This is a genomic window from Sphingomonas sp. 7/4-4, assembly GCF_027941955.1.
GTDB lineage: Bacteria > Pseudomonadota > Alphaproteobacteria > Sphingomonadales > Sphingomonadaceae > Sphingomonas.
The window spans coordinates 1841806-1867538 of sequence record NZ_CP115960.1 but is presented as its reverse complement, the minus strand read 5'-3'; the positions used below and the strand labels follow the sequence as shown (position 1 = coordinate 1867538).

Sequence of the window (25733 nt, the reverse complement as noted above, 5' to 3'; positions counted from 1 at the left end):
CCAAGGGCGTTGTCCTTCGCCGCCCTGGATCCCGGCCTTCGCCGGGATGACGATTTTGGAGTAGCCTGAACGCCATGACCCGTACGCCCGCCCGCCCGTTCCGCTCGCGCGAATGGTTTGCCGCGCCCGGCCGCAGCGACATGGCGGCGCTCTATCTCGAGCGCTTCATGAACTATGGCATCACCCCCGACGAGCTGCGTTCGGGCAAGCCGATCATCGGCATCGCGCAATCGGGCAGCGACATCGCGCCGTGCAACCGCATCCATCTGGAGACGGTCAAGCGGGCACGCGAAGGCATCTTGGCGGCGGGTGGCGTGCCGATGGAGTTTCCGCTGCACCCGATCTTCGAGAATTGCCGCCGGCCGACCGCGGCGCTCGATCGCAACCTTGCCTATCTGGGGCTGGTCGAGATCCTCAACGGCTATCCGATCGACGCGGTCATCCTCACCACCGGCTGCGACAAGACCACGCCGAGCTCGCTGATGGCGGCATCCACCGTGGACATCCCGGCGATCGTCCTCTCGGGCGGGCCGATGCTCGACGGGTGGCACGAAGGCGAACTGGTCGGATCGGGCACGGTGATCTGGCGCAGCCGCCGGAAGATGGCGGCGGGCGAGATCGACGAGGAGGAGTTCCTCCAGCGCGCGATGGAGAGCGCGCCTTCGTCGGGCCATTGCAACACGATGGGCACCGCATCGACGATGAACTCGATCGCCGAGGGGCTGGGGATGAGCCTGCCCGGCTGCGCGATGATCCCGGCGCCGTATCGCGAGCGCGGGCAGATGGCGTACGAGACCGGCAAGCGCATCGTCGAGATGGCCTATGAGGATCTGCGGCCCTCGAAGATCCTGAGCCGCGAGAGCTTCCTCAACGCGATCAAGCTGCTCACCGCGATCGGCGGATCGACCAACGCCCAGCCGCATTTGGTCGCGATGGCGCGGCACGCGGGGATCGAGATCACGCCGGACGACTGGCGCTCGGGCTATGACCTGCCGCTGATCGTCAACATGCAGCCGGCGGGCAAATATCTGTCCGAGCGCTTCCACCGCGCGGGGGATTCCGCGGTGATCGCCGAGATGCTCGCGGTGGGAGCACTGGACGGCGGGGTGATGACCTGCACCGGCAGGACGCTGGCCGAAAATGTCGCGGGTGCGCCCACGAAGGACCGCGACGTAATCCTGCCCTGGAATGCGCCGCTGATGGAGAAGGCCGGCTTCCTAGTGCTCACCGGCAATCTGTTCGACATGGCGATCATGAAGACCAGCGTGATCTCCGACGATTTCCGGGCGCGCTATCTCTCGCGGCCGGGGCATGAGGGCGTGTTCGAGGGGCGGGCGATCGTGTTCGACGGATCGGACGACTATCACCACCGGATCAACGATCCCGCGCTGGAGATCGACGCGAACTGCATCCTCGTGATCCGCGGCGCGGGCGTGCTCGGCTGGCCGGGCTCGGCCGAAGTGGTCAACATGCAGCCGCCCGATCACATCATCCAGCAAGGCATCATGAGCCTGCCGACCCTGGGCGACGGGCGGCAATCGGGGACGTCGGACAGTCCGTCGATCCTCAATGCCTCGCCCGAGAGCGCGGCGGGGGCGGGCTTTCCTGGCTGCGGACCGGGGATATCCTCCGCGTCGACCTCAATGCGGGCACCGCCGACGCGCTGGTGGAGCCCGACGAGATCGCGCGCCGCAAGGCCGAGCCGGCACCGCCGATTCCGAGAGCAACACGCCGTGGGAGGAATTGTACCGCGAGAAGGTGGGGCAATTGGGCGAGGGCGGCGTGCTCGATTTTGCGCTGAAATACCGGCGGACGAGCGAGAAGACGCCGCGGCATAACCACTGAGTCGGCGGCTGCGTGGAGGATTGCGAAGCTTAACTTCGCACTTTGCCTGCGGTTTGTGAAATTCCGTTGCGCGGTCGCGTACGTTTGTTGCGTGTGCGGGAGCGGCTTTCTCAACGGTTCAAAGAGCGGGGCGAAGCGTTGCACGCCAAATCCTACTTTGGAAGCGCGATCCGGAATGTCCGACGGCCCTGGATCGGCTAGACACGGAGCATGACGCATCCGCTCGATCGCCCGGCATGGACATCGCTGCGAACCCGCCAGCAGGCGCTGGCGTGGGGCGAGGGGCGGCGCTGCGATATGACTCCGATTTTGCCGTGTTTGCAGCGATTGGGGACGGAAACAGCGCATCCTTGTCTGCTTTGGGGGCGCTGATCGCGGCCACCGGTCCGGCGATCGTGCTGCAGAAGGACGCGCTGCCGCCGGTGCCGGGGACGCGGGTCGAGAAGCATCGGATGGGCGTGCAGATGGTGGCGGAAACGCTGTCCGGCGCCGGCGAGATCGATTTCCTCGAGCTGGGCGACGCCGACGCCGCCGAGATGCTGGCGCTCGCGATGCTGACCGAGCCGGGCCCGTTCTTCGCGCGGACGCATCGGCTGGGCGACTTCATCGGCATCCGCGACGAAGGGCGGCTGGTGGCGATGGCGGGCGAGCGGATGAAGCCCGATGGGTTCACCGAGGTCAGCGGCGTCTGCACGCACCCGGACTGGCGCGGGCGCGGCTATGCCGGCGGGCTGATGCGCGTGGTGGCGGCGCGAATTCTCGCGCGCGGCGAGACGCCGTTCCTCCATGCCTATGCCGACAATCGCGGCGCGATTGCGCTCTACGAGAGCCTGGGCTTCCGGGTGCGGTGCGAGGTGTCGGTGACCGTGCTGGAGCCGGCCGGCTTGTAAGGCAGGATGGACCGAGCGCTGGCGCGTGTCGGATCCTCCCCCGCCAGGGGAGGTGGCGCCGAAGGCGTCGGAGGGGAGGTAGGCAGCGCACTCTCCAATTGAGCGCAGTGCGTCCGCCCCTCCGTCACGCTGCGCGTGCCACCTCCCCTGGCGGGGAGGATTTGAAATGTCGATACGACCTAACGGCCCACAGCCCGCTTTCCGCTGGCTGAAGAGCGCCGCCCATTGCCATGTGCGTTCGCAGTTCATTTCGGCTACGGCGCTGCTTCCGATCCACCAACGGAGTGACCGCGAATTGATGCTCAAAGCTCTTTGCCTGGCTTTCGCAGCACTAAGCCTGCAAGCCGCGCCGTCGGGGACCCGCATCGACCCACGGCTGCAAGCGGTTCTGATCGAACGCGATCATGACGAGCATCCGGACCTCAAGGGCGTCGTGGTCCTGCGGGACGGCAGGGTCGTTGCGGAGCGATATTATAATGGTGAGACCGCGGACTCACTCCATGACATTCGGTCAGCGGGAAAGAGCGTCACGTCGCTGCTGGTTGGAATTGCGATGGATCGCGGCGCGATCAAGAGCGTGACCGATCCGGTATCCAGCTATTGGCCGGAGGCCCGGCAGAGCGCGATCGGCAGCGTGCCGCTCAACCAGGTTCTGACGATGCGGTCGGGGCTGGCGGCAGACGATGACAATCCCGCCTCGCCCGGCAACGAGGACAAGATGGATGCGGCGGCCGATCCCTCGTCCTTCTTGTTGGCGGTGCCCGCCGCCGATCCTCCGGGCTCCGTCTATCGATACAATTCGGTCACCGCTTATGCGGCCGGCATCGTCCTGGCGAAGGCGACGAAGCAGCAGATGGCGAGCTTCGCGCGGTCGGCCCTGTTCGGCCCCTCGGCATCACCAAGTGGGAATGGACCTCGGACGCGGCCGGATACACGAAGGGACAGGGCAATCTTTCGATCACGGCGCGCGGACTTGCGACGATCGGAGAGATGGTCCGCAACAAAGGCCGTTATCGCGGGCGCCAGATCGTCAGCGCAGCCTGGTTGCGCACGGCGCTCGCGCCAAAGGTGCGCATATCGGCCAGCGACCCCTATGCCGATGGCTATGGGTATTTCTGGTACGCGAAGGTCCAGTCCATCGGGGGGCAACAGATTCCGGTCTCGTTCGCGTCGGGCAATGGCGGCAACAAGATCTATGTCATCCCGAGCCGCCGTCTCGTGGTCGCGATAACCTCCAGCGCCTATGGTCGTGGTTATGGCCAGCGCCGATCGGAAAGCATCCTGAAGGCGATACTTTCTGCGGATAGCGGCGTTCAGTAAGCGGACGCCAGTGGCACATAGGAGAGGACAGATGCCGCGGAAGGATTTCGACCCCGCAACGGTTGAGGCAGATGGGCGACCCGCATCGAAGGCCAGGCTCTTCGATCCGGCGCAAGAGGCTCCGTGGAGAGGTTCTCTGGAGGGGATTGCGTTAGGCGGGCCGACGACGGTGCTTACGTACGGTACCGACGAAATAGGTGCCGGGCCACGCCTTCACGTGCACCCGTATGACGAGACCTTCATCATCATCGAGGGCCATGCGCGATTTTTCGTCGGGGATACGACGCTGGATGCAAGCGCGGGAGAAGTGGTTCTTGGCCCGGCGGGCGTGCCGCACAAATTTCAGAATCTGGGGCCGGGGCGCCTCCAGACGATCGACATCCACCACTCCCCGAGATGGATCCAGACGGATCTGGAATAGGTGCGCAGCGCGCCCTTACGCTGATCGCGCTCACTCCTCGTCGTCGGCCATCAGATCCATGAAGTTGCGCGCGGCTTCGCGATCGGCCTCGTCCTTGAACGCCACGTCGAGATCGGGGCGCTGCCGAGGATGTGAAGCAGTGCCCAGAGCGCGAAGCGGCGGTTGCGGTCCTTTTCGAGCCCGAGATCGACCCGGATGCGATCGGTGCCGGCGGCAAGGGCGTCGGGGCTGAGCGTGGCAGGGTCGGCGGTACCGAAATAGCGGCGGAGCTGATCGTCGAAGTCCATGCTGCTGCCTATGCGAAACCGTTCAGGACGCAAGCCCGCGGGTGGGCCGGCTTCAGCCTATCACGGCGTGGAGAAAGCTTCGCCAGAGCCCGGTCTGGCCGAAGGTGAGGCGGAACAGCTGCGAGGCGACGAGGAAACCGCCGCCTGCGAGGGTTGCCGGATGGACGCGGCCGCGCTGGCGCAGATCGAACGCGACGAGCGCGAGCAGGAACAGGTCGGACAGGAGAATGCCGCCGAAGGGCGGCGTTACGGCGTCGGTCGCCATCCGCGTGATGCGGGCGAGGGGCGTGGTGGCGAGTGCGACGGTTGCGAGCAGCATCAGCCGCTTGTGATGCGCAGCGCGGCGCCGGAGGGTGATGCCCGCGCCGCACAGGATCGCGAAGGCCGTGATCGCGCCCAGCGGGAAGATCACCGGCGGGCCGTGACGGACCGCGGCGTGGAGATTTGCGCGGGCGAGGGAGATTGCCGTCACCACGCCGAGGACGAACACCAGCACCGCGAGAGCCGCACCGAAGATCCCGACGCGGCGATGCAAGCGGATTTTGCCGGAGCCGATCAGCCAGCTCTGCCCGGTGTAGAGCAGCATCCACGCGCTGAATACCACGCCGTGGAAATGGACGAGCGGGCTCAATGCCGGCGCCGTGGTGAAATAGGAGAGATAATAGGTCGGCGCGAAGCCGATCAGCGTCACCAGCAGCAGCGCGATGGCCGCACCGCCGAAGAATATCCGATCGGGATTGGCGCGCCTGGAAGACGGGGGCTCCGCTGTCAAAGTGGCCATGCCTCGACTCCCCGTGCGAACGCTGTGGCGCGCATCCTGCCTCATGAAAGCCTGCAGGAATAGGAAGGAATCGACAGGTCTCGGTTGTTGAAGGTGGCGGCGCATACTGACGACGCCGAAACCTCTCGACACGCTGAATATGAGGCCGCTAAGCGATCGTTTCGCGGGCGAAAATGCTTGCAAATATTTGGAAAAGCGGGATGTTATGGGGCTTGCAACGGGCTTTCGGCACCTTTGCGTCCCGCTGCTCGGCAATATGAATATCTTGTCTCCAAGATAAATAGCTTGACTTCGAGATAAGTATCTTATCTTCGAGATATGTATCTCGGCGTCGAGGCGCTTGCCGCCGGGATATTTGTCTTGCTGGCGAGATATCATGCCTGAAACCGATACGATCGACCATCTGATCACGCTCTGGTCGGCCGCGATGCCCGACGTCGATACGCGCGGCCTGTCGGTGTTGGGGCGCGCCCGGCGGATTGCGTTGCGCGCGCGGATCGCGGTCGAGCCGGTGCTGGCGAAGCACGGGATCGACGGCGGCGGCTTCGATGTGCTGACCGCATTGCGCTCCGCGCCGTCGCCGCATCGGCTCCGGCCCACCGAGCTTTATCGCGCGCTCGCCATCTCGTCGGGCGGGCTGACCGCGCGGCTCAACCGGCTGGAGGCGGCGCGGCTCATCCGGCGGCCTGCCGCGACCGACGACAAGAGAAGCGTGTTCGTCGAGCTCACGCCTAGAGGCAAGGCGCTGGTAGAGCAGGGTTTTCGCGAGGAGATGGCGCTCCAGGCCCGGCTCGTTTCCGGCCTTGGCGACAAGGAGCAATGGGTGCTCGCCACATTGCTCAAGAAGCTGGAGGCGACGATGGATCCGGTGAAGGCCGCGGAGTGACTTCGTCGCTATTGCTAAACATTCGCACGATGCGGCGGGCCGCATTGCAAAACCTCGGCGCCTCCCGCAAATCTTCGAAATGACCCTGGACATTCGAATCGACCGCGCGGCGAGTGACGAAGACTTGCACGAAATCGCCACGCTGTTTCGCGGCTATGCGGCGTCGCTTCCGGTCGATCTCGGCTATCAGGGTTTCGGCGACGAGCTTGCCGAGTTGCCGGGCAAATATGCGGGGCCGCGCGGCGCGTTGCTGCTCGCCCGCGATGCGGACGGGGCGGCGCTGGGATGCGTGGGGCTCAGGCCCTTGTCCGAAAGCGTGTGCGAGATGAAGCGGCTCTATCTGCTTCCGGCGGCGCGCGGGCTCGGGCTGGGGCGGACGCTGGCCGATGCGGTGGTCGCGGAAGCGCGGCGGCTGGGATATCGTGAGCTGCGGCTCGACACGCTGGCTTCGATGGCGCGCGCGATCGCGATGTACGGCGAGATGGGGTTCGAGCGGATCGCGCCTTATTATGCGCCCACGCCGGCCGGGACGATCTTCATGGCGATCGAGCTGTAGAGCGCGATCAGACGCCTTCGCGGATCAGGAAGCCGCGCTGGCCGGGGACGCTGACTTCGAAGCGGAACAGGTCGCCGGCATGCGGTTCCTTCGCCAGATCGCCCGGGGCGATATGCTTGTTGGCGGTGGTGGCGTACACGGTCTTGAGGTCGGGGCCGCCGAACGCGATCTTGGTGATCGCGCTGACCGGGAATTCGATCGTCTCGAGCAATTCGCCCTGCGGTGAATAACGGCGCACGCCCCAGCCCTTATAGAGGCCGACCCAGATACAGCCTTCGCTGTCGACGGTGGGGCCGTCGGGAAAGCCCTCTTCGTTCGGGATGCGGACGAACTCGCGGCGGTTCACCAGCATGCCGGCATCGTCCACGTCGCAGGCGAAGATCACGCCGACCAAAGTATCGACATGGTAGAGCGTCTTGCCGTCGGGCGAGAGCGCAGGGCCGTTGGTGATCGAGACGTGCGGGCTGACCTGCACGCAGGCGCCGTCGCCGCCGAGGCGGTAGATCGCGCCGGAGATATTGTTCTCGCCATCGTCCATGCTGCCGAACCACAAGCGGCCCAGCGGATCGACGGTGGCGTCGTTGAGGCGGTTGGTCGGCAGATCGGGCTCGGGCGCGCAGATATGGGTGAAGCTGCCTTCGCGCTCGTCGAACCTGCTGAGGCCGGACTGGAGGCCGGCGACGAAGCCGCCGCTTTCGATCGGCAGGATGAAGCCTACCTGGCCGGGCGCGCTCCAGCTCCGGGTGGCGCCGCTGACCGGATCGTAGCGGTGGATATTGTGGCTCTTGATGTCGACGAACCAGAGCGCGGAATCGCGATCGACCCAGACCGGGCCCTCGCCGAGCGGCGCCCCGAGCTGCCAGATGCTGACCGGCCCGGAAATCGCCACCTTGCTCATCTTATCGCCACCCTGCGTCCACGAAATATTCGTGGCCCGTTACCAGCCGTGCGTCGTCCGAGGCAAGGAACAACGCCATCGCGGCGATATCGTCGGGGACGAGCCGGCCCTTGAGGCACTGCGCCTTGACGATCTCGGCCTCGCCCTCGGGCGTGTACCATTGCATCTGGCGCACTGTCTTAACGTTGCCGGGGACGATGCAGACCGAGCGGATATTGTCGGGCCCGAGCTCGCGCGCGAGGCTGCGGGTGAGGCCTTCGATGCCGGCCTTGCAGGTCTGGTAGAGCGTGAGCTGCTCGAGCGCGAGGTGCCATGAGATCGAGCCGAGATTGACGATTACGCCGCCGCCCTTGGCCTTCATTCCCGGGATCACCGATTGCGCGGCGAAGAACAAATGCCGCAGATTCACCGCGATGCGGTTGTCCCAATATTCGGGGGTGACCTGTTCGATCGTGTGGCGATCGTCGTTGGCGGCGTTGTTGATGAGGATGTCGAATGCGCCATGCTCTTCGATCAAAGCGGCGATTGTGGATTGCACCGCGGCGATGTCGGTGAGGTCGAGACGCTGGAAGACCGGCGGCGTGTCGGCGCCCTCGAGGCTCTCGACCAAGGCGACCGAATCCGGCTCGGCGATGTCGAAGAAAGTGACCTGCGCGCCCTGGCGGACGAGATCCTTCGACCATGCCCGCGCCGATGCCCGAGCCGCCGCCGGTGATCAGCACGCGCTTGCCCTTGAGGCTGGGATAAATCGCCCGCTGATCACGCGCGAGCGGCAGGGGCTTGGGATCAGCTTCGGACATGGAGGGTGCGGGTTCCTGTGAGCGCGCGGGGCGCGTGAATATGCGGATGATAGGGCTCGGATTCGCTAACGAAAACGATTTTCACGCGAGAAGCCCACGCGCGGCGAGATTGCGCATCAGATCGCGGATGCCGAACTCCCACGGCGCGGCGGCCTTGGAGGTGGTGACGCGGTTGACCAAGGCGCCGAGTTTGGGCGTGGCGATGCGGACCACGTCGCCTTCCTTGTGCGTGAAGCCGCGGCCGGGATGGTCGCGATCCTGCACGGGCGCGAACAGCGTGCCGAGAAACAAGGCGAAGCCGTCAGGATATTGGTGCTCGCTCAGCGCCTGGCGGACGAGATCGGTGGGATCGCGGCTGATCTCGCTCATCTTGTTGGTGCCGATGAGCTTGTAGCCCTCGGGTCCGTCGATCGTGAGATCGACCACCGCCGAGCGGACGTCGTCCATCGTGAAGCTCGCGTCGAACAGGCGGATGAAGGGACCCAAAGCCGTCGAGGCGTTGTTGTCCTTGGCCTTGCCGAGGAGGAGGGCGCTGCGTCCCTCGAAATCGCGCAGATTGACGTCGTTGCCGAGCGTCGCGCCGCGGGGCGTGCCCTTGCTGTCGACGATAAGCACGACTTCGGGCTCGGGATTGTTCCAGTCGCTGTCCGAGCGGATGCCGATATCGTCGCCCCAGCCGACCACCGAAAGAACGGGGGCCTTGGTGAACACTTCGGCATCGGGGCCGATCGCGACTTCGAGATATTGCGACCACATGCCGGCATCGATCAGCGCGGCCTTGAGGCTGGCGGCCTCGGCGCTGCCGGGGACGACCGAGCGGATGCCCGAGCCGACCTTCGCCTCGAGATCGCCGCGGATTTCGGAGGCCTTGTCGGCGTCGCCGCGGGCGCGTTCCTCGATCACGCGCTCGATCGCCGAGAGCGCAAAGGTGACGCCGCACGCCTTGATGCACTGGAGGTCGACCGGGGCGAGCAGGCGAGGACCGTCGGCGGTGCCGAGCGCCTCGACGTCGCAAATCCGCGGGCCGGTGACGATGGCGAGATCTTCGCGCTCGAGCAGGTCGGCGACGGTCGCGGCGGTGGCCGAGACGTCGTGGACGACGCCGTCGCGAGATCAGCACGGGAGTGGGGCCTGCCGGCAGCAGGACGCGTCCGATCAGGATGGCCTGCGCATGATCGGCGGGCAGCAATTCAACCGTAGAGGCTTCCAACATCCCTCGCCTTAGAAGATTTCTGTTTTGATAGCGCTACCATTGAGTGGCCGAGGCGTCGCTGTCAAGCCGGGCAGGGCCCGTGTCCGCATTAGATCAGATAAATCGCATGATGTCGCCGGGCGTGTGTGCTTGATCGGTGGTGTGAGCCCAAGCGCTGGGGCGTGTCGGCGTTCATTTCCCTCTCCCGTCGGGAGAGGGTCGTGAAGACTTAGGCTCGAAGAGCCTTAGTCGGAGCTGGGTGAGGGATCACCCTCACGATAGCGGGAAACCCTCACCCAGCTACGCTAGGCAGCAAGCTGCCAAGCTCCGTTACCTCTCCCACCGGGAGAGAAGAAGAGTCGTTTTAATGCTATCGACTCGCAAGAGCATTATTCCTATGGCGAACTCGCATCACGGGAGGAAGCGATGAAGCGATTGATATTGGCCGCGCTGCTGTTGGGCGCGTGCGGTGCCGCCGAGGCGCATGAGGTGTGGATCGAACGCGACGGCAACGGCCCGGTGCGCATCTATCTCGGCGAGCCCGGCGAGGTGCTTCCCGAAGGCGGCGACCCCGAGTTCAAGAACCTAAAGGCGCCCAGGCTGCTGACGAAGCCCGATGCGGCGCTGGTGCGCAAGGCCGGCTATCTCGAGGCCGAGGCACCGGCCGGCGACGTCAGCGCATGGGACGACAATGTCTTCGCGCCGTGGGGCGCCGAGGGGAAGAAGGAAGGCGTGGTCTATTATGCCCGCGCCGGCCGCAGCGATCCGCGCGCGGTGCTCCCGTTCGAAATCGTGCCCGCGGCGGCCGATGCCAATCGCTTCGTGGTGATCCGCGACGGCAAGCCGGTGGCGGGCGCCAAGGTGGTGGTGGTCACTCCTGACAAATGGTCGAAGACGATGACTGCCGACGCGAGCGGCGCAGTCGAAATCACCGTCCGCGAGAAGGGGCGCTACCTGCTGTCCGCCACGCAGAAGGAAGGCGCAGCCACGCTGCCCGGCGGAGCAGTGGATGCGGTGCATCGCATTACCACGACGACGTTCGTGGCGGGTTGAGCGCCTTCCTCTCCTCTCCCGGTGGGAGAGGTAGCGAAGCTTGGCAGCTTGCTGCCTAGCGTAGCTGGGTGAGGGTGTCCTGTCATCGATAGCGCGATCCCTCACCCAGCTCCGACTAGGGCCCGCTGAAGAAGCGGACCCAAGTCTGCGCAACCCTCTCCCGACGGGAGAGGGAGTTATTGGCCTTCGCGATTCCCGCGCCACGCTTCGATCACCTCGATGACGCGCTCGCGAACCTCCTCGGGCGTGCCGCGTGCATCGATCACGCGGTGGCGATCCGGATCGCGTGCCGCCTGATCGAGATAGGAGCGGCGGATGCGATGGTGGAAATCGAGATCCAGCGTCTCGAAACGACCCTCGTCGATCGCGCCGGCGCTGAGGCGCTGCCTGCTTCGCGCAAGGCCGATCGCCGGGTCCAGATCGAGGACGAGGACGAGATCGGGCCAGACATCGCCGACTGCTTCGCGGTGGAGCATGCGGATATAGTCTTCCGACATGCCGCGGCCGGCGCCCTGATAGGCGATGGTCGATCCGACATAGCGGTCCGACACCACCGAGATGCCGCGTTCGAGCGTCGGCAGGACGACCCGGCGGACATGCTCGACGCGCGCGGCGGTCATCAGCAGCAGTTCGGATTGCTGGTCCCAGGCGTCATCGGTGCCCGAGAGGAGGAGCGACCGGAGCTTCTCGCCCTGCGGCGTACCGCCGGGTTCCCGCGTCGCGATGGCGGGCGAGGCAGCCTGGTTCAGATGCGCGACGATCGCGGTCACCATCCCCGATTTGCCGCAGCCGTCCACCCCCTCGACCGCGTAGAACGAAGCAGCTTTGTCCATGCGCCACGCCTTAGCATGGCCGGGCGTGATGTCACGGGTGGGAGGGGGCGAGGTTGGGGACTCAATTAGCGGAGCAGGCCTGCAAAGCCCTCCCCTTGATGGGGGAGGGTTGGGTGGGGGTGACCTCTCCACGCGCGATGTCGCTGGAGGAGAGATCACCCTCACCCTCCCACCGCCTTCGGCGGCGGGATGATTGGGTGAACAGCGCCCCGCGCTGTTCAGGTCATGCCGGGGGCATGACCGGCCCAATCATTCCCTCTCCCATCAAGGGGAGGGGTTAGAATACAATCTCAATACGTTAGTTGAGTACAAACCTAAGGAAAGATCGCGCCGACCAGGGCCGCGAGCCGATCGGGGGCGCAGTCGTCGAGCGCGATCTCCATCTCGGGATTGCTGCTATAGCCCATCATCCGCCCGTCGCGATCGGAGCCGACCGACAATAATCGCCAGCCGCCCTCCTCGCGCAGCGCGGCGAGGCCGCCGGGCGAGGGAAAGCGATCGGGATCGACGATCACGACCGCCTGACCGGGAAGTCCGCCGCCCAGCGTCGCGCGGCAGACCTTGAGGCCGAAGGCGCGCGGGCCGGCGGCGTGCGGCGCCTCGGCCTTTTCGCAGGTGGCGGTATCGGCGATGAGGCCGTGCGGCATCGGCGCGCCGAACACCGCGACGAAACGGATCGATGCCGTGCCGGGCACCAGCGGGATCGGTACGGCGATCGGCGTCGGTATGTCGCCCGTCGCCTTCAGCGCAGCCGCGACATCGGCGATACGGGCGCGGCTCCGCTCATGGCGTGCGGCGGGATTGGCGATCGCGCCGATCAGACCATCGAGCGCCCCCGCCGCGTGCGATGCGGCTATCCGCGCGCGAAGCTCGGTCTCGCCGGCCACGTCGAAGAGACGGAACAGCGCGTCGCGAACGGCGTGATTCCACCGATCGAAGGTCTTCTGTGCATTTTCGACGCGCGACAGATTGACCGGCGGCAGCCCGTAATCGCGCTCGATCGCTGCGATGGTGAGCGTGGGGTCCCCGGTGCGCCGCGCGCGCAGCGCCGCGCCGAGCAGGACGGCGAAGCGTTCTTCTTCCAGATCGGCGGGCACGCCGTCGATGAACGGCTGCGCCCAGACGGCGATGTCGAAATCCGGCGCGTCGATATCGAGGAGCAGGTCGTCTGGCGTGATCTGAAGCGCCGCGGCAATGCGACGGAGCTCGTCGGCACGCGGCACGACTTCGCCCCGTTCGATCTTCGACAGACGGATATAGGGAATCTCGGGAATCGAAGTAGCGAGACGAAGCAATTTGGCATGGCCGGCGGCGCGGCGCTGCTCACGCATGCGATTGGGGAAGACGAAGCAGCGATAAAGATCGACGGGTACTTCACCGGGGGACGTATCGACGCCCCCGGTCCGCCTTCCGTTTCCTTCGACCGCCGCCATGTGATCCCCTCCAAGGGATGTTTACTTCTGGCGGCACTCTGAAGCTTATTTAGGATAATGCAAGGTTAACGCCCCATCCTGAATAGAATGTGCGTCCTTATACTTGTACATATGTTTCGTTTTAGTGGAGCGAACGCTGCGGACGCTGCGCCAGAAGCGCGCAGGGGCCCATCGGATCGAGCGCGACGATCGCCAGCAGCGGCGCTTCCGCGGTCGCCTGACGGATCAGCCAGCCCGAGGCCGAAGGGGCGGGATGATCGGGGGCGAAGGCAACGCCGACGCCGTCGGTGATCACGCCATAGCCCGAGGGCGGGGCGGGCCAGCGGCCGGCGAGATATTCGAGCAATTCGGCGGCGGCTTCCTGCAATGCACCTTCCTCGGTGTTCTCGGGGCAAAAAGCATCGGGCGTGGCATTGATCCGGGCGACGATTCCGAAATCCGCGGATCGCCACCAGATCAGGCGGAGTGCGCCCGCGGCATCGATCTCGAGGCCCATGAACAGACCGGCGCCTTCGGGAAGCAGCGGCAGTGCGCGCCGCGCCACTTCACGGGCAAGCGCGGTCAGGCGGCGATTGGGGCGGGGCATCATCGTCCAGCCTTCAACGCCTTCGCTGCTTTCGACTTCGCCGTACATCGGACCCCTCCAGGTTTCTGCGTGCATTATAGGAAGATTACGGATGTCTGGGTCGGCGGACGCGATTAGTGCCGCACTGCGTTCGACGGGATCGCGAGGAGGGCGAGGCCAGCCGCTTCGATACGCTCGACGCTCTCGACCTGGGCGGGGAGGGCGACGCCCAGCTCGGCCGGCTGGATGGCGCGGACGCTGGCAAGGCGGTTGTGCGGCTGATCGGCATCGGGGAGCAGCGAGGCTGCGACCGGGGCCGGCTGGCGGCGCTTGGTCGGCGCAGGACGCTCATATTCGGCCATCACAGCGAAGCGCGGATCGGCGGAGGCGATCTCGGCGATCGTCTTTGCAGCGCGCTTGGTGATCTGGCGGACGCGCTCCTTGGTGACGCCGGTCTCGAGCGACAGATCGTCGAGCGTCGAGGCCTGGAACACGCGGCGCTCGACGATCTCGCGGTCGCGGGCCAGCTTGGCTTCGAGCTTCTCGAGCTCGGCGGGATCGATGCCGTGGGTGGCGGTGCGGAAACGCGGACCTTCGCGGCGCAGCGCGGCTTCCTCGCGCTTCGGGCGGGGACGGCGGCGAAGCGCCTCGATGCCGACTTTGCGCAGATGATCGACATAGGCATCGACCAGCGTCTCGATCGCGCCGTCGGCGAGATAATCCGCAGCGGCGGCTTCGGTGCGGGCGAGGGCGTCCTCGTCCTCGATCAGCGTCTCGGGCGACATTTCCTCGCCATCGGCGCCGACGGCGAGCGCATTGAGCGACACGGTGGTCGCCTCGACCTTCTTCGCCGAGGGGCGCTGGTCGGTCATCAGGCGGAAGCGGAGGCTCTGGAGCTCGCCGCGGATCTGCCAGTTCACGAAGGTGGTGAACTGCGCCTTGGCGGGATCATAGGCCTCGATGGCGCGGTGCACGGCGATGGCGCAGCACTGCTCGGCATCGTCCCAATGGGCGACCAGGCCGTACTGGCGGATGAAGTGGCGGATGCGCGGGGCGATCAGCTTGAGGATCTGGGCGAAGGCACGATCGACAGTGACGCGCTGGCGGTTGGTGCGATTGCCGTCGGCAGGCGTGTTTTCGATGACGGTGGCAACGGCGGCTTCGAGCGCGATCGTGATCTTCGACATGTGCATTCCCCCTGGTTCGTGAGGCCGCCGTCAGGCCACCCCGGTCACAGGTTCAAAATGCCGCCAATCCTTTAACGGATGGAAACCACTCCTATAAGTATAAATACGCAGTCGGGATGCCCCGGAGGGCCGCAAAAACCCTCGGAAACCCGCTGCACACAGTGGTTTACAGCTGATTTACCACCACCAAGCGGACGGACCATTCCATCAACTAATTATAGGATTGTTTTTACGAGGCGAAGGCTTCGGGGCGAATTCTGCGGTCGATGAAGCCCAGCAGCCACTGGCGATGCGCCTGGGTGGCGTCGCCGGTGCTGGCGATGCGCTGCGCGGCGGCCGACGAGCCGATCTGGGCGCAGAGCAGCATCCGTGCCCGGCCGGAATCGATGCCGCCGCTCAGGAACTTCTTCGCATCGCCGAGCCCGAGATGGTGGCCGAGATAGGCGGCCTTGGCCAGCGTCTCGGAATCGGTGCGGACGCGCACGCCGGCCTTTTCGAGCCGGTCGAGATTGCATTTGGCGAGATCGGCGACACCGAGGATCGACGCCTGCGGATCGTAGCGCAAGGCAAGAAGCTCGGCGCGGTTACCGGTCTGGAGACGGCCGCGGCCGTCGAGCCAGCCGCGCTCGGCGGCATATTTGTTGAGCCATGTCCCGTCGGTCTGCGCCAGTTCCTGCCAGGTCCCGCTGAGGAACTGGCCGAGGCCCGCGGCGCTCGATCGCGGATTGCGCGAATGGGTGTTCCAGCTGCCGTCGCCGGTCTTGGCCGCCTCGGCATCGACGATCGCTGCGAGCGCGGAAGCCGGGATGCCGGTCCGCGCTTCGGCCTGGGCGAAGGTGGTGGCGTAACGCGCATTGGGGCCGAGCTTGAGATCGCCGTTTTCGGCGGTGCTGGTAGTAGTGCCCGTCAGGCTGACGGGAGCATAGGCGCGCGGTTCGTCGGGGTCGATGAAGCCCGCGCCCGTAGTGCCGGTGCGCGGGGCGGCCGTCGCGTCGTTCGCGCTGCCGGCGGTCGGCTGGTGGTAGCTGCAGGCGCAATGGCAGGCGCAATGCCCCTGCGTACCGGCTACGCCTTCGCTGCCACCGCCGAGCAGGCCAAGCAGCGAATCCATCTTCATATTGTTGGGCGAGAAAGGCGATGTGTCGCGATTGTCCTTGCCCTCGCCGTCGCCGAGCGCGGCGCGCCACAGGCGCGACGAAAGCTGCGACTGGGCTTCGGCATAGATGACCTGCGCGCGCTTTTGCGGGCTGAGCGCGGCGAGCTGGGTAGCGTTGATCATGCCGAGCGCTTCTTCGCGACGGCGCGGGCGCGCAGGAAGCGCGCGGCGGCGATGTCGTCGATCGCGCTCTGTTCGGCGAGCGCGACCGTGCGCTCGGCCTCGTCCTCATAGCGTCCGGCGGCGCCTTCGATCGCCCGCATCGTGCCATAGGCCTCGACGGCCTGGGCGCGCAGCCGCCCGAGCTGCGCCTGCGCCAGATGCGCGGCTTCGTCGAGGCGGGCGCGCTCGGCCTTCATCCGCGCCGTCCAGGCGTCGCTGGCGATCGGCAACGAGCTCGCCAGCGCGCGTTCCTGAAGCATCCGGGCGTCGTGGATGCGCGCCTGGGTCTCGATCGTGGTGATCCGCTCGACCTCGACGCTGATCGATACCTTGACGGCATCGACTTCTCGGCGCTGGACGCGGAGCGCGGTGTCGAACGGCGTCATGCGGCGACTCCGAGGGGCTCGGCGGCGAGCGCTTCGCCGAAGACGATCGCGGCGAGCGCGGCGAAGTCAGCATCGGCATTGCCCTGGTCGTGCTTGCCCTGGTTGATCAGCGTCTCGATCTGCGGCGCGAGCGCGACGGCCCGATCGACCTCTTCGGACGAACCCGCCTTGTATGCGCCGAGCCGGACCATTTCCTCCATATCGGCATAGGTCGACAGCAATTTGCGCGCGGCGAGCCGCGTCTCGTTCTGCGCATCGTTCATGCAATGGGGAGCGTGCGCGAGACCGACTTCAGGACGTCGATCGCGGGGTAGCGGCCGCGCTCGGCGATCGCGCGGCGCATCACGACGTGGCCGTCGAGGATGCCGCGCACCGCGTCGGCGACGGGTTCGTTGTGATCGTCGCCGTCGACGAGGACGGTGAACAGGCCGGTGATCATGCCCTTGCCGGGCTCGCCGGGGCCGGCGCGCTCGAGCAGGCGGGGCAATTCGGCGAAAACGGTGGGGGTATAGCCCTTGGTCGCCGGCGGCTCGCCCGAGGCCAAGCCGATCTCGCGCTGCGCCATCGCGAAGCGGGTGACCGAATCCATCAGGCACAGGACGTTGAGGCCCTGATCGCGGAAATGCTCGGCGACGGCGAGCGTGGTCCATGCGGCCTGGCGGCGCATCAGCGCGGGCTCGTCCGACGTGGCGACGACGACGACCGAGCGGGCCATGCCCTCCGGTCCGAGATCGTCCTCGATGAATTCCTGCACTTCGCGGCCGCGCTCGCCGATCAGGCCGATCACGGCGACGTCGCATTGGGTCCAGCGCGCGAGCATCGACAGGAGAACCGACTTGCCGACGCCCGAGCCGGCGAACAGGCCGAGGCGCTGGCCGATGCAGAGCGGCACGAACATGTCGAGCGTGCGCACGCCGGTCTCGATGCGGTGGCCGACGCGGGCGCGATTGGCGGCGGCGGGCGGCGCGGCCTTGATCGGCTGCGGATCGGCACCGTTGGCGAGCGGGCCGAGGCCATCGACCGGGCGGCCGAGGCCGTTGATCATCCGGCCGAGCCAGGCGGCGGAAGGGCGCACGGTGAACTGGCCCGCGGCGAGTTCGGCGCGCGAGCCGAGGCCGACGCCCTGCGGATCGGTGAAGGGCAGGCAGAGCGCGACACTGCGATCGAGCGCCGTGACTTCGGCCTCGACCTTGCCGTTGGTGCCCTGGATTTCGACGCGGCTGCCGATCTGCGCGACGCCGGTCAGCCCCTCCACTTCGATCAGCGCGCCGCGAACCGCGACGACGCTGCCGAAGCGGCGATCGGGCACCATCGTGCGGATCGCGCGGGCGGCGCTGGCAAGAGTCTGCATGAGAGGCGCGGAGTCCTTACGCGGCCTGGGCTTCGGTCGCGACGTCCTCGAAGCCGATCAGCTCGCGCGCGGCGGTGAGCGCCTTGTAATAGTCGCCGATCGCCATGTCGTGCGCGAAAGCGATGCAGGCGGCGCGGGCTTCGGGGGCGGTGAGCGTGGCGACGAGGCCGCCGATCAGCGCGACGACATTGTCCTGATGCTGGCCGCGATTGGCCGGATCGATATATGCGAGCATCGCCGCGAAATAGAGCTGGCGCGCGGGCGTGGTCGCCTCTTCGGGCTGCATGACTTCGCGGCCGCGCAGGATCGACACCTGGTTCTCGACCGCGATCTGCGTGCGGCCGACCGCGCGGAGCACGGCGCCGTTGACGATCGCCTTCTCGCCGTCGCGAAGCGTGATGCGGAGCATGGGAGCAAACCTTTCGTGTGCGTTTGTTCCTCTTATAGGACGAGCGTGGCGGGCGCGGTGGCGCACCCGGCAATTTTTGCCGAGTGGGCGGCGATGCGGGTGCCCGTCAGGGTATGGGCCTATCTATCGCGCAGGGCCGGAAGTGAGTGGTTGGCCGCGAAAGGTCACACTAGGGTCACACTGGTTGCATGGTTCTGGCCGGCCGTGTTCCTGCGCAGGCGATCCAGGATGATGTAGACCAAGCAGCATTATGCTCCCGCTTTCGCACGAGCAGGATGAGAGGGGTGTTACGATGTCAAAGAGCTGAGTGAGGCTGTCAGACGAAATCCTACATTGCAAGCATGTCTGCAAATGGTGGTTAGCGAACGTTAACGCTTGGGCAGCGGCGTGCCGGAGTGAGTGTCACGTTTTTGTAGGTCAGGGCACGCTTCACGTCGCCGTCGTCGGTGCTGATCGTTGCAGTCCCTTTGAAGGTAGCTGGGATACCATTATTGGGTGAACCTATGCCCTCTCGCTGCACTGGGGCGTAAAGAGTGACGAGCACAAATGCCTGAAGCTCCTTCGGGTTGCTTTCATTGAACCACGTAGCGCCGTGGCTTCCTCTCCTTCGATTTCTCCATCTGGGGTGGCACTGTTTCCGGCCTTGATCCGCCAGCCCCCGGGATGCTGCAAACGGACTTAAACTCGACGCCCCAAGTCTTGATAGAAAACGCCTCAATGCTCTCCGTGGCGTTCAGCGGTATCCGCCCGATGGACAGGAGGTAGCTACGGGGATGGTCGGTGAGTGCCGCGCCAATCAACAACATCGCCAAGGGCAATTGCGCCTTCATTCCCGCAGGCTCTCACTAATCGGCCATGTCCGCAACTGGGGCGAGAGCTGCCGCTTTCTCCCTCTCCCAAGGAAGAGGGAGGGGCACACTTAGCGGACGCGTTTGAAGTGGAAGTTGCGCACGAAGGGCGCGCCCGTATTGTCGACGTTGGTGGCGGATTCGGTCATCTCCTTGCCATCGGCGGAAATGGCATAGATGCGCACCGACCCGAGGGCCTTGTTCTTGGACAAGCTCATGACGAGCACGTTGGGAGCCGGAGCATTCACTGCGACGCTGTCGGCTTCACTCGTATCGCCTTCGCCCGGGACCGCCTTGCCGTCGCGCCGATACTGGGCTGCCATGTGCCTGACGCTGTCGTCCGGCGCGGTGATGTCGACCTCCGTCCGCCACTGGCCCGCTCCGACGTCTTTGAAGGTGAAGATCACTCGCTTCGGGGGCGGGCCATAGGTGTCGGGCATCCGTGTCAGGTCCAGCTGCCATTCGCCGAGGAAAGGCGATTGCTCGGCGACCAGGGGACGCGCATTCCCCGGCTGGGCAATGGCAGATCCGCCGGCGACAAGAGCTGCGGCGGCGATCGGGAAGAACAATGTTCTGAAGGAATGCGCGTACGACATGTGACGTCTCCGTGTTTCGAGAAATGGCCTAAGCCATTATTTTCCCGCGATACTTCGCGTCGCGTCGCGGCACCGCTGGCAGGCGCACGGCCTCGATCTTCGGGACGGTGCTCCCGAAGTTCCGGCAAGTCAGTGGGTCGGAACCGCTATCCGGGGTGTTCCGTCCCGGCCGCAGGCGAGAGATGGGCGTGCCACCGCGCCACCCTCCAGACGGTTGCCACTTCGATCAGCAGCACGGCACCCTGCAACAGTGCCTGGGTGCCGTTGAGAAAGAGCACGTTCATGAAGATGATGAGTGTCGCCGCGGCCGCCAGCGTGAGCGTGGCCAGGCGCGTGACACGGGTCCAATCGCGCTCCAGCATCGCCCAGGCGATGCGAAGATGCCCGAGCCCGATCAACAGCTGGAGAAGCGCAAGCGAGGGATGGCGGCCTGATAGACGCCGCGCAGAAGGGCTTCATGCGCGCCGCCTTCCAGCAGCGCGCCACGAAGCCCGTCCGGTCCCGGATAGAGATAAGGGAGCCCGAGCAGCGCGCATCCGATCTGTAGGGCGGCCATCGGGATCATCAGGCCGAGCACCAAAGCATAGTTGGTCAGGACGAAGCGGCCTTCCTCCCGCGTCAGCATCTCGCGCCAGGCCGCCGCCAGGCAGCCGATCGCGAACAGCAGCGGTTTTCCTTCGGTTACCGCCGTCTCGAACTCCGCCTGCATCGCCGCCGACCATTCTCGCCGGCTCTCGCCGAGGCAGCATACTGCCAGGGCCATCACCGCGCGCGACACTGCCGCACTCATGCGAGCGATCCTTTGAGCGGAAGATTTTCGCGGTCGCCGGGCATCTGCAGCGCGAGCGCGAAGCCGGCCGCGGTCAGGCGATAGGCGTGGCGGGCAGGGCGGCCGGGCTGCGCCGGCTCGCGCCATTCGGCTTCGACGAGCCCCTGATCGGTCATCCGCATCAGCAAGGGGTAGAGCGTTCCCGACGAGAGGCCGGTCTCCTTCATCAGATCATATCCATGCCGCCATTGCTGGCGTTGCGCGGACAGCGAATCGAGAAGGGCGCGCATCTGCTTCGAGGGTTGCCGTTTCCGAGCCATGGAGTGAATACAACATATGTAGATTTAAGAGTCAACGGGGATTTGAAATGCTCGTCCGAGGCTAACCGAACGCATGAATCGGATCCGGGCAGCCTTAGGAGTATCGACATTCAGGCGAGCGAGGCTTTCAATCCTCCCCCGCAAGGGGGAGGTGGCACGCGTAGCGTGACGGAGGGGCGGAAGCATTGCGCTCAATTGGAGAGTGCGTCGCTTACCTCCCCTCCGACGCCTTCGGCGCCACCTCCCCTGGCGGGGGAGGATTGAATGTCAATACGACCTGGTCCTGCCATCAGGCGCACCGCGCAACGATAGCGGTCATTCGCATCAGCCACGCATTTTCACCCGCCCGACACCCGCCCCGCGGATTTCATCCTAGAATGCACCTGTGGCCTGCGCGATCGATCCGTGGGCGTCGTCAGGAGTGATACATTGAGCCTCTATTCCGCTCTCTACGCCGGCGTGTCCGGCCTCAGCGCTCAAGCGAGCGCAATGGCGACCGTCGCCGACAACATCACCAACATCAACACCGTCGGTTACAAGGGTGTCGAAGCCCAGTTCCGCACCATGGTCACCGACGGCCGCGCCAAGAGCAACTATTCGGCGGGCGGCGTCGCCGCGGCGCCGGTCTCGATGGTTTCCAAGCAGGGCCTGCTCCAGGCTTCGGGCAGCAGCACCGATCTCGCGATCGACGGCGGCGGCTTCTTCGTGACGCGCGCCTCGTCGGATTCGACCGGCGACGTCGCTTATACCCGCGCCGGCGCGTTCCGCCCCGATGAGGAAGGCTATCTGCGCAACCCCGCGGGTCTCTACCTCTATGGCTGGCGCCTGGATGCGTCGGGCGACTACACCAACACCGGCAGCGTCGAAGCGCTCGAGCCGGTGCGCGTGAGCGACCTGATCGGCACCGCTTCGCCGACCACGCGCATCCAGGCGCGCATGAACCTGCAGTCCACCACCCCGAACTATACCGGTGCCTATACCGCCGGCGACATGGCTTCGGGCACGGTCACGCCACAGTTCATCCGTTCGTTCGACGTGTCGGACTCGCAGGGCGGCTCGCACCGTGTGACGATGGGCTTCATCAAGACAGGACCGAATACCTGGCAGAGCGAAGTCTATTCGAACCCGGCCAGTGACGTCACCGCCGCGGGCGGCCTGCTCGCCAGCGGGACGATCAAGTTCAATGGGGACGGCAGCCTCGACCGTAGCGGTTCGACCGCGGCCCTGTTCAATCCGCTCAACGTCTCTTGGACCAACAGCGCCGGCTCGGTTCCGATCACGCTGGCGCTCGGCAGCGACGACGGCATCGACGGCATCACCCAGTTCGGCACCGAGAGCTCGCTGATCTCGTCGAACGTCGATGGCGGCATGCTCGGCAATCTCTCCACGGTCGAGATCAGCAAGGAAGGCGTGGTCAACGCGATCTTCTCCGATGGTTCGACGCGTAAGGTGTTCCAGCTGCCGATCGCGACCTTTCAGAACCCGGACGGCCTCACGCGCCTCTCGGGCAACGCCTACACCCTCAGCCGCGCCTCGGGCGGCATGACGCTCAACGCGCCGGGCCAGCTCGGCGCGGGCGGGATCGCCTCCAACTCGCTGGAAGCCTCCACCGTCGACCTGGCGGGCGAGTTCACCAACATGATCCGCTTCCAGCGGGCCTATAGCGCGTCGTCGAAGATCATCACCACGGTCGACGACATGCTGCGCGAAGTGAGCGACCTGAAGCGTTGATCCTCCAGACCCCGAGACCATAGCGATGTCGCTCAACAGCATCCTCGGATCCGCGGCTTCCGGCCTGGCAGCAGCCCAGGCCGGACTCCGCTCGGTTTCCAACAACATCGCCAATGTCGGCGTGTCGGGTTATGCGCGCGAGCGCGTCAGCCTCACCACCGGCGTGGTATCGGGCCAGGTCAGCGGCGTCGTGGTGGGCGAGCCCACCCGCGTCGCGGATCGCTTCCTCGAAGCCAATGTCTATCGCCGGGCGGGCGATTATGGCCGGGCGGACGTCACCGCAGGCTATCTCGACCGGCTCCAGTCGCTGCTCGGCCAGCCCGGCACCGCTTCGGGCCTGCCGGCGCGGCTCGATGCGGTCACTGCCTCGGCAGTGGCGATGACGGGTTCGCAATCCTCGGCCCAGACCGTCGCAGTGTTCACGTCCGACGTGCAGGATGCGATCGATTCGATGCAGCAGCTCCAGACCGATGTGGACGGGCTGCGCGGCGACGTCGAATCCGAGGTCGGCTATTCGGTCGACAAGATCAACAGCCTGCTCAAGCGCATCCACGACCTCAACGCCACCGTCGCGCAGGCGACCGGGCTCGGCAAGAATGTCGGCGGCGCCGCCGATCAGCGGATGAGCGCGATCGAGGAATTGAGCAGCCTGATCGCCGTCAATGTCCGCGAGCAGCCCGACGGCCGCGTCTCGATCGAGACGGCGAACGGCGGCGTGCTGCTCGACAAGCGACTGCGCCAGCTCTCCTATCCCAATGCGGGGCTCGGCGCCTCGCAGCCTATCTATCCCAGCATCGAAATCCGCTTCGCCGACGACAGCGGCGCGATGGGTGCGGCGACGGGCGAGAAGCTCGATTCGGCAGCCGTCGGCGGCAAATTGGGCGGGCTGCTCGACCTGCGCGATCGCGCGCTGCCGGCCTTTTCCGAGCAGATGGGCGTGCTCTTCTCTGGCCTTTCCGAGGCGCTCAATTCGGTCTCCAACGCCGGCAGCACCGTGCCGCCGCCCGCGAGCCTCGACGGCCGCCAGACCGGGCTCGTCGGCAGCGATCGGCTGGGCTTCACCGGCGCCGCGACCTTCGCGGTCACCAAGGCCGACGGGACTTTGGTCGCCAAGACGAGCATCGACTTCGGCGCGATGCCCGCCGGCGCGACGATCGACGACATGGTCACCGCGATCAATGCCGGTCTCGGCGGCGCGGCCACTGCCAGCTTCGCCGACGGCAAATTGAGCATCAAGGCGAACGGCGCCGGCAACGGCGTGGTCGTCGCGCAGAACGAAGCCAATCCGAGCGCGCGCGCCGGAGTCGGCGTCTCGCAATATTTCGGGCTCAACGACATGGTTCGCAGCGATTCGAGTTCGCTGGTACCCTCGGGCCTCACGGCGGGCGACGCGCATGGCTTTGCCACCGGCGAAACCGCGCAGATCGTGCTTCGCGACGCCACCGGCCGGGCGCTGACCAGCTACACGATCAGCCCGACTGCCGGCGGTACGGTCGGCGACCTGGTGAGCGAGCTCAATGCGAGCCCGTTGGGTGATTTCGGCGACTTCAGCCTCGACGATCGCGGCCGCATGCGCTTCGAGCCCGCGGGTGCGCTGTCGGGGGCGACGCTGTCGGTCCCGTCGGATTCGACCGATCGCTTCGGCACCGGGCGTGGCTTCACTGCGATGCTGGGGCTGACCGGCGCGTCGAGCGGGCTCGGCGATGCGCAGGTACGTCCCGAAGTGCTCGCCAGCCCGGGCAAGCTGCCGCTCGCACGCTTTCAGGAAAGTGCCGCGGTGGGTGCCAAGGCGCTGGGTGCCGGCGATACTCGCGGGGCGACGGCGTTCGTCGACAAGCTCGCCGGCTCGCTCGACCTCGGCAAGGACGGCGTGACCACGATCGAGCGCTTCTCCAGCCTGCTGCTCGGCCGCACCGGGCTCGAGGCGAGTCAGGCGGAGGACCATCTGCTCGACGCCTCGGCGCGGCGCGATGACGCGATCAACCGCCGCGACAGCTTCTCCGGCGTCAATATCGACGAGGAACTGGCGCAGATGGTGGTGCTGCAGAACAGCTATTCCGCCGCCGCGCGCGTGATCTCCACGGCGTCGGAGATGTACGACACCCTGCTCAACATGGTCTGATCGGAAACCCTATGACTCGCGTAGCCACCATCCCGCTCCAGCGCACCATGGCGAGCGCAATCCAGCGCTCCCAGGAGAAGCTGGCGATCACCCAGCAGCAGCTTTCCACCGGCAAGAGAGCGGCGGACTTCGCCGATCTCGGCACCGAGACGGTGCGCAACCTCTCGGCGCACAGCCTGCTGACGCGCCAGGACGCGCAATCGACCGTGGCGAAGCGTGTCGGCACCACGCTGTCGATCTATCAGGGCCATCTCGAAGGCATCGAGAAGGCAGTGGGCGACCTCAAGCTCGACATCCTCAATGCGATCGGCACCGGCGATGGCGCCGGCCTGCAGGAAGCGATCGAGACGGCGTTCAGCCAGTATCGCACTTCGCTCAACGGCAGCGAGGGCGGGGCGCCGCTGTTCGCGGGCTCGCAGACCGAGGGCAATCCGTTCACGCCCGGAACGCTGGCCGACGTCGCGACGACCAGCGCGGCCGATGCGTTCAAGGACGACGGCATCCGCTCGACCGCGCGCGTCGCCGACGGGGTCGACGTGACCTATGGCATCACTGCGAGTGCAGTGGGCAAGGATCTGTACGCCGCGTTCCAGACGCTCGCTTTGGCCGGCACGATCGGCACGAAGCCGACGACCGCGCAGCTCGATGCGCTCAGGCAGGCAGTGAGTCAGTTCGGCACCGGGATCGACAGCCTTCAGGCGGTCAACGCCGATAATGGCCGCAAGCAGAACCAGGTCGAGACGCTGACGACGCGCGGTGAGGCGCGTTCGCTGCTGCTCCACGGCGTGATCGAGACCAACGAAGACGCGGATCTGGGGCAGGTCGCGCTCGATCTCGCGCAGCAGAAGACGATGCTGCAGGCGAGCTATTCGGTGTTCGCGCAGCTCTCCGACCTGAGCCTGGTCAGCTATATCCGCTGAGCGGGGCTGCGGCCTG

23 protein-coding genes and 6 pseudogenes are annotated in these 25733 nt (G+C 66.1%); 11 read left to right on the top strand and 18 right to left on the bottom strand.

Annotation, left to right across the window (positions count from 1 at the left end):
- Positions 1–74 precede the first annotated feature (74 nt).
- The 5 genes and pseudogenes from PIB19_RS09430 to PIB19_RS23605 all read left to right on the top strand — a co-directional run bounded on the left by PIB19_RS09430 (position 75) and on the right by PIB19_RS23605 (position 4476).
- A pseudogene (locus tag PIB19_RS09430) lies at positions 75–1845 on the top strand (IlvD/Edd family dehydratase).
- Between the two features lie 350 nt (positions 1846–2195).
- Positions 2196–2735: a GNAT family N-acetyltransferase gene (locus tag PIB19_RS09425; protein WP_336297300.1), complete on the top strand. Its 540-nt coding sequence runs from the start codon at positions 2196–2198 to the stop codon at positions 2733–2735.
- Positions 2736–2901: 166 nt separating this feature from the next.
- A pseudogene (locus PIB19_RS23610) lies at positions 2902–3663 on the top strand (serine hydrolase domain-containing protein); the annotation flags it as partial.
- Positions 3664–3725: 62 nt separating this feature from the next.
- Positions 3726–4055, top strand: a complete 330-nt coding sequence (locus tag PIB19_RS09420) for a hypothetical protein (RefSeq protein ID WP_336297299.1) — start codon at positions 3726–3728, stop codon at positions 4053–4055.
- 31 nt (positions 4056–4086) lie between these two features.
- Positions 4087–4476: a cupin domain-containing protein gene (locus tag PIB19_RS23605; protein ID WP_443018721.1), complete on the top strand. Its 390-nt coding sequence runs from the start codon at positions 4087–4089 to the stop codon at positions 4474–4476.
- 30 nt (positions 4477–4506) lie between these two features.
- On the opposite strand, the pseudogene PIB19_RS09410 reads toward PIB19_RS23605, so the two are convergent.
- A pseudogene (locus tag PIB19_RS09410) lies at positions 4507–4763 on the bottom strand (hypothetical protein).
- 52 nt (positions 4764–4815) lie between these two features.
- The gene (locus PIB19_RS09405; protein ID WP_271240594.1) at positions 4816–5544 is read right to left on the bottom strand and encodes a hypothetical protein; all 729 of its coding nucleotides are present in this window, start codon (positions 5542–5544) and stop codon (positions 4816–4818) included.
- A gap of 376 nt (positions 5545–5920) precedes the next feature.
- On the opposite strand from PIB19_RS09405, the gene PIB19_RS09400 reads away from it, so the two are divergent.
- Positions 5921–6430, top strand: coding sequence for a MarR family winged helix-turn-helix transcriptional regulator (locus PIB19_RS09400; RefSeq protein WP_271240593.1), 510 nt, complete (start codon positions 5921–5923; stop codon positions 6428–6430).
- Between the two features lie 79 nt (positions 6431–6509).
- Positions 6510–6986 carry a GNAT family N-acetyltransferase gene (locus PIB19_RS09395; RefSeq protein ID WP_271240592.1) on the top strand — a complete coding sequence of 159 codons (477 nt, stop codon included), beginning with the start codon at positions 6510–6512 and terminating at the stop codon, positions 6984–6986.
- 7 nt (positions 6987–6993) lie between these two features.
- Here PIB19_RS09395 and PIB19_RS09390 read toward each other — a convergent pair whose 3' ends face one another.
- The 3 genes and pseudogenes from PIB19_RS09390 to PIB19_RS09380 all read right to left on the bottom strand — a co-directional run bounded on the left by PIB19_RS09390 (position 6994) and on the right by PIB19_RS09380 (position 9897).
- Positions 6994–7884 (bottom strand): SMP-30/gluconolactonase/LRE family protein, encoded by an 891-nt coding sequence (locus PIB19_RS09390; RefSeq protein ID WP_271240591.1) that lies wholly within the window; start codon positions 7882–7884, stop codon positions 6994–6996.
- Between the two features lies 1 nt (position 7885).
- Positions 7886–8684: pseudogene (locus PIB19_RS09385) on the bottom strand (SDR family NAD(P)-dependent oxidoreductase).
- An 81-nt stretch (positions 8685–8765) separates the two neighbouring features.
- Positions 8766–9897 (bottom strand): annotated as a pseudogene (locus PIB19_RS09380) (fumarylacetoacetate hydrolase family protein).
- A 405-nt stretch (positions 9898–10302) separates the two neighbouring features.
- Here PIB19_RS09380 and PIB19_RS09375 point away from each other — a divergent pair.
- Positions 10303–10929, top strand: coding sequence for a DUF4198 domain-containing protein (locus tag PIB19_RS09375; protein WP_271240590.1), 627 nt, complete (start codon positions 10303–10305; stop codon positions 10927–10929).
- 176 nt (positions 10930–11105) lie between these two features.
- On the opposite strand, the gene tmk is transcribed toward PIB19_RS09375, so the two are convergent.
- The 13 genes and pseudogenes from tmk to PIB19_RS09310 form a co-directional block, all read right to left on the bottom strand.
- Entirely contained in the window at positions 11106–11762 is a 657-nt protein-coding gene (gene tmk, locus PIB19_RS09370) for a dTMP kinase (RefSeq protein WP_271240589.1), read from the bottom strand.
- 314 nt (positions 11763–12076) lie between these two features.
- The gene (locus PIB19_RS09365) at positions 12077–13195 is read right to left on the bottom strand and encodes a helix-turn-helix domain-containing protein (protein WP_271240588.1); all 1119 of its coding nucleotides are present in this window, start codon (positions 13193–13195) and stop codon (positions 12077–12079) included.
- Positions 13196–13316: 121 nt separating this feature from the next.
- The gene (locus tag PIB19_RS09360; protein ID WP_271240587.1) at positions 13317–13829 is read right to left on the bottom strand and encodes a hypothetical protein; all 513 of its coding nucleotides are present in this window, start codon (positions 13827–13829) and stop codon (positions 13317–13319) included.
- A gap of 65 nt (positions 13830–13894) precedes the next feature.
- A complete protein-coding gene (locus PIB19_RS09355) occupies positions 13895–14947 on the bottom strand; it encodes a sigma factor-like helix-turn-helix DNA-binding protein (RefSeq protein ID WP_271240586.1) in 1053 nt (350 codons plus the stop codon).
- Positions 14948–15176: 229 nt separating this feature from the next.
- On the bottom strand, positions 15177–16226 hold the full coding sequence (locus PIB19_RS09350; protein WP_271240585.1) for a peptidoglycan-binding protein: 1050 nt from the start codon (positions 16224–16226) through the stop codon (positions 15177–15179).
- Positions 16223–16651 (bottom strand): hypothetical protein, encoded by a 429-nt coding sequence (locus tag PIB19_RS09345; RefSeq protein WP_271240584.1) that lies wholly within the window; start codon positions 16649–16651, stop codon positions 16223–16225. Before PIB19_RS09345 ends, PIB19_RS09350 begins: the two co-directional genes overlap by 4 nt.
- Positions 16648–18002 (bottom strand): annotated as a pseudogene (fliI, locus tag PIB19_RS09340) (flagellar protein export ATPase FliI). Before fliI ends, PIB19_RS09345 begins: the two are co-directional and overlap by 4 nt.
- 16 nt (positions 18003–18018) lie before the next feature.
- Positions 18019–18411 (bottom strand): flagellar biosynthesis repressor FlbT, encoded by a 393-nt coding sequence (locus PIB19_RS09335; RefSeq protein WP_271240583.1) that lies wholly within the window; start codon positions 18409–18411, stop codon positions 18019–18021.
- A 572-nt stretch (positions 18412–18983) separates the two neighbouring features.
- Complete coding sequence (locus PIB19_RS09330; protein WP_271240582.1) at positions 18984–19241, bottom strand: hypothetical protein; 258 nt, start codon at positions 19239–19241, stop codon at positions 18984–18986.
- 89 nt (positions 19242–19330) lie between these two features.
- Positions 19331–19828, bottom strand: a complete 498-nt coding sequence (locus tag PIB19_RS09325; protein WP_271240581.1) for a hypothetical protein — start codon at positions 19826–19828, stop codon at positions 19331–19333.
- 173 nt (positions 19829–20001) lie between these two features.
- On the bottom strand, positions 20002–20253 hold the full coding sequence (locus tag PIB19_RS09320; RefSeq protein ID WP_271240580.1) for a hypothetical protein: 252 nt from the start codon (positions 20251–20253) through the stop codon (positions 20002–20004).
- A complete protein-coding gene (locus PIB19_RS09315) occupies positions 20250–20633 on the bottom strand; it encodes a hypothetical protein (protein ID WP_271240579.1) in 384 nt (127 codons plus the stop codon). Before PIB19_RS09315 ends, PIB19_RS09320 begins: the two co-directional genes overlap by 4 nt.
- 8 nt (positions 20634–20641) lie before the next feature.
- Positions 20642–20851: a PadR family transcriptional regulator gene (locus PIB19_RS09310; protein ID WP_271240578.1), complete on the bottom strand. Its 210-nt coding sequence runs from the start codon at positions 20849–20851 to the stop codon at positions 20642–20644.
- Positions 20852–21433: 582 nt separating this feature from the next.
- Here PIB19_RS09310 and PIB19_RS09305 point away from each other — a divergent pair.
- Genes PIB19_RS09305 through PIB19_RS09295 form a run of 3 tightly spaced genes read left to right on the top strand, consistent with a single transcriptional unit; the run spans position 21434 to position 25717 of the window.
- Complete coding sequence (locus PIB19_RS09305) at positions 21434–22675, top strand: flagellar hook protein FlgE (RefSeq protein ID WP_271240949.1); 1242 nt, start codon at positions 21434–21436, stop codon at positions 22673–22675.
- 25 nt (positions 22676–22700) lie between these two features.
- The gene (locus PIB19_RS09300) at positions 22701–24797 is read left to right on the top strand and encodes a FlgK family flagellar hook-associated protein (protein WP_271240577.1); all 2097 of its coding nucleotides are present in this window, start codon (positions 22701–22703) and stop codon (positions 24795–24797) included.
- An 11-nt stretch (positions 24798–24808) separates the two neighbouring features.
- Positions 24809–25717: a flagellin gene (locus PIB19_RS09295; RefSeq protein WP_271240576.1), complete on the top strand. Its 909-nt coding sequence runs from the start codon at positions 24809–24811 to the stop codon at positions 25715–25717.
- Positions 25718–25733: the final 16 nt, after the last annotated feature.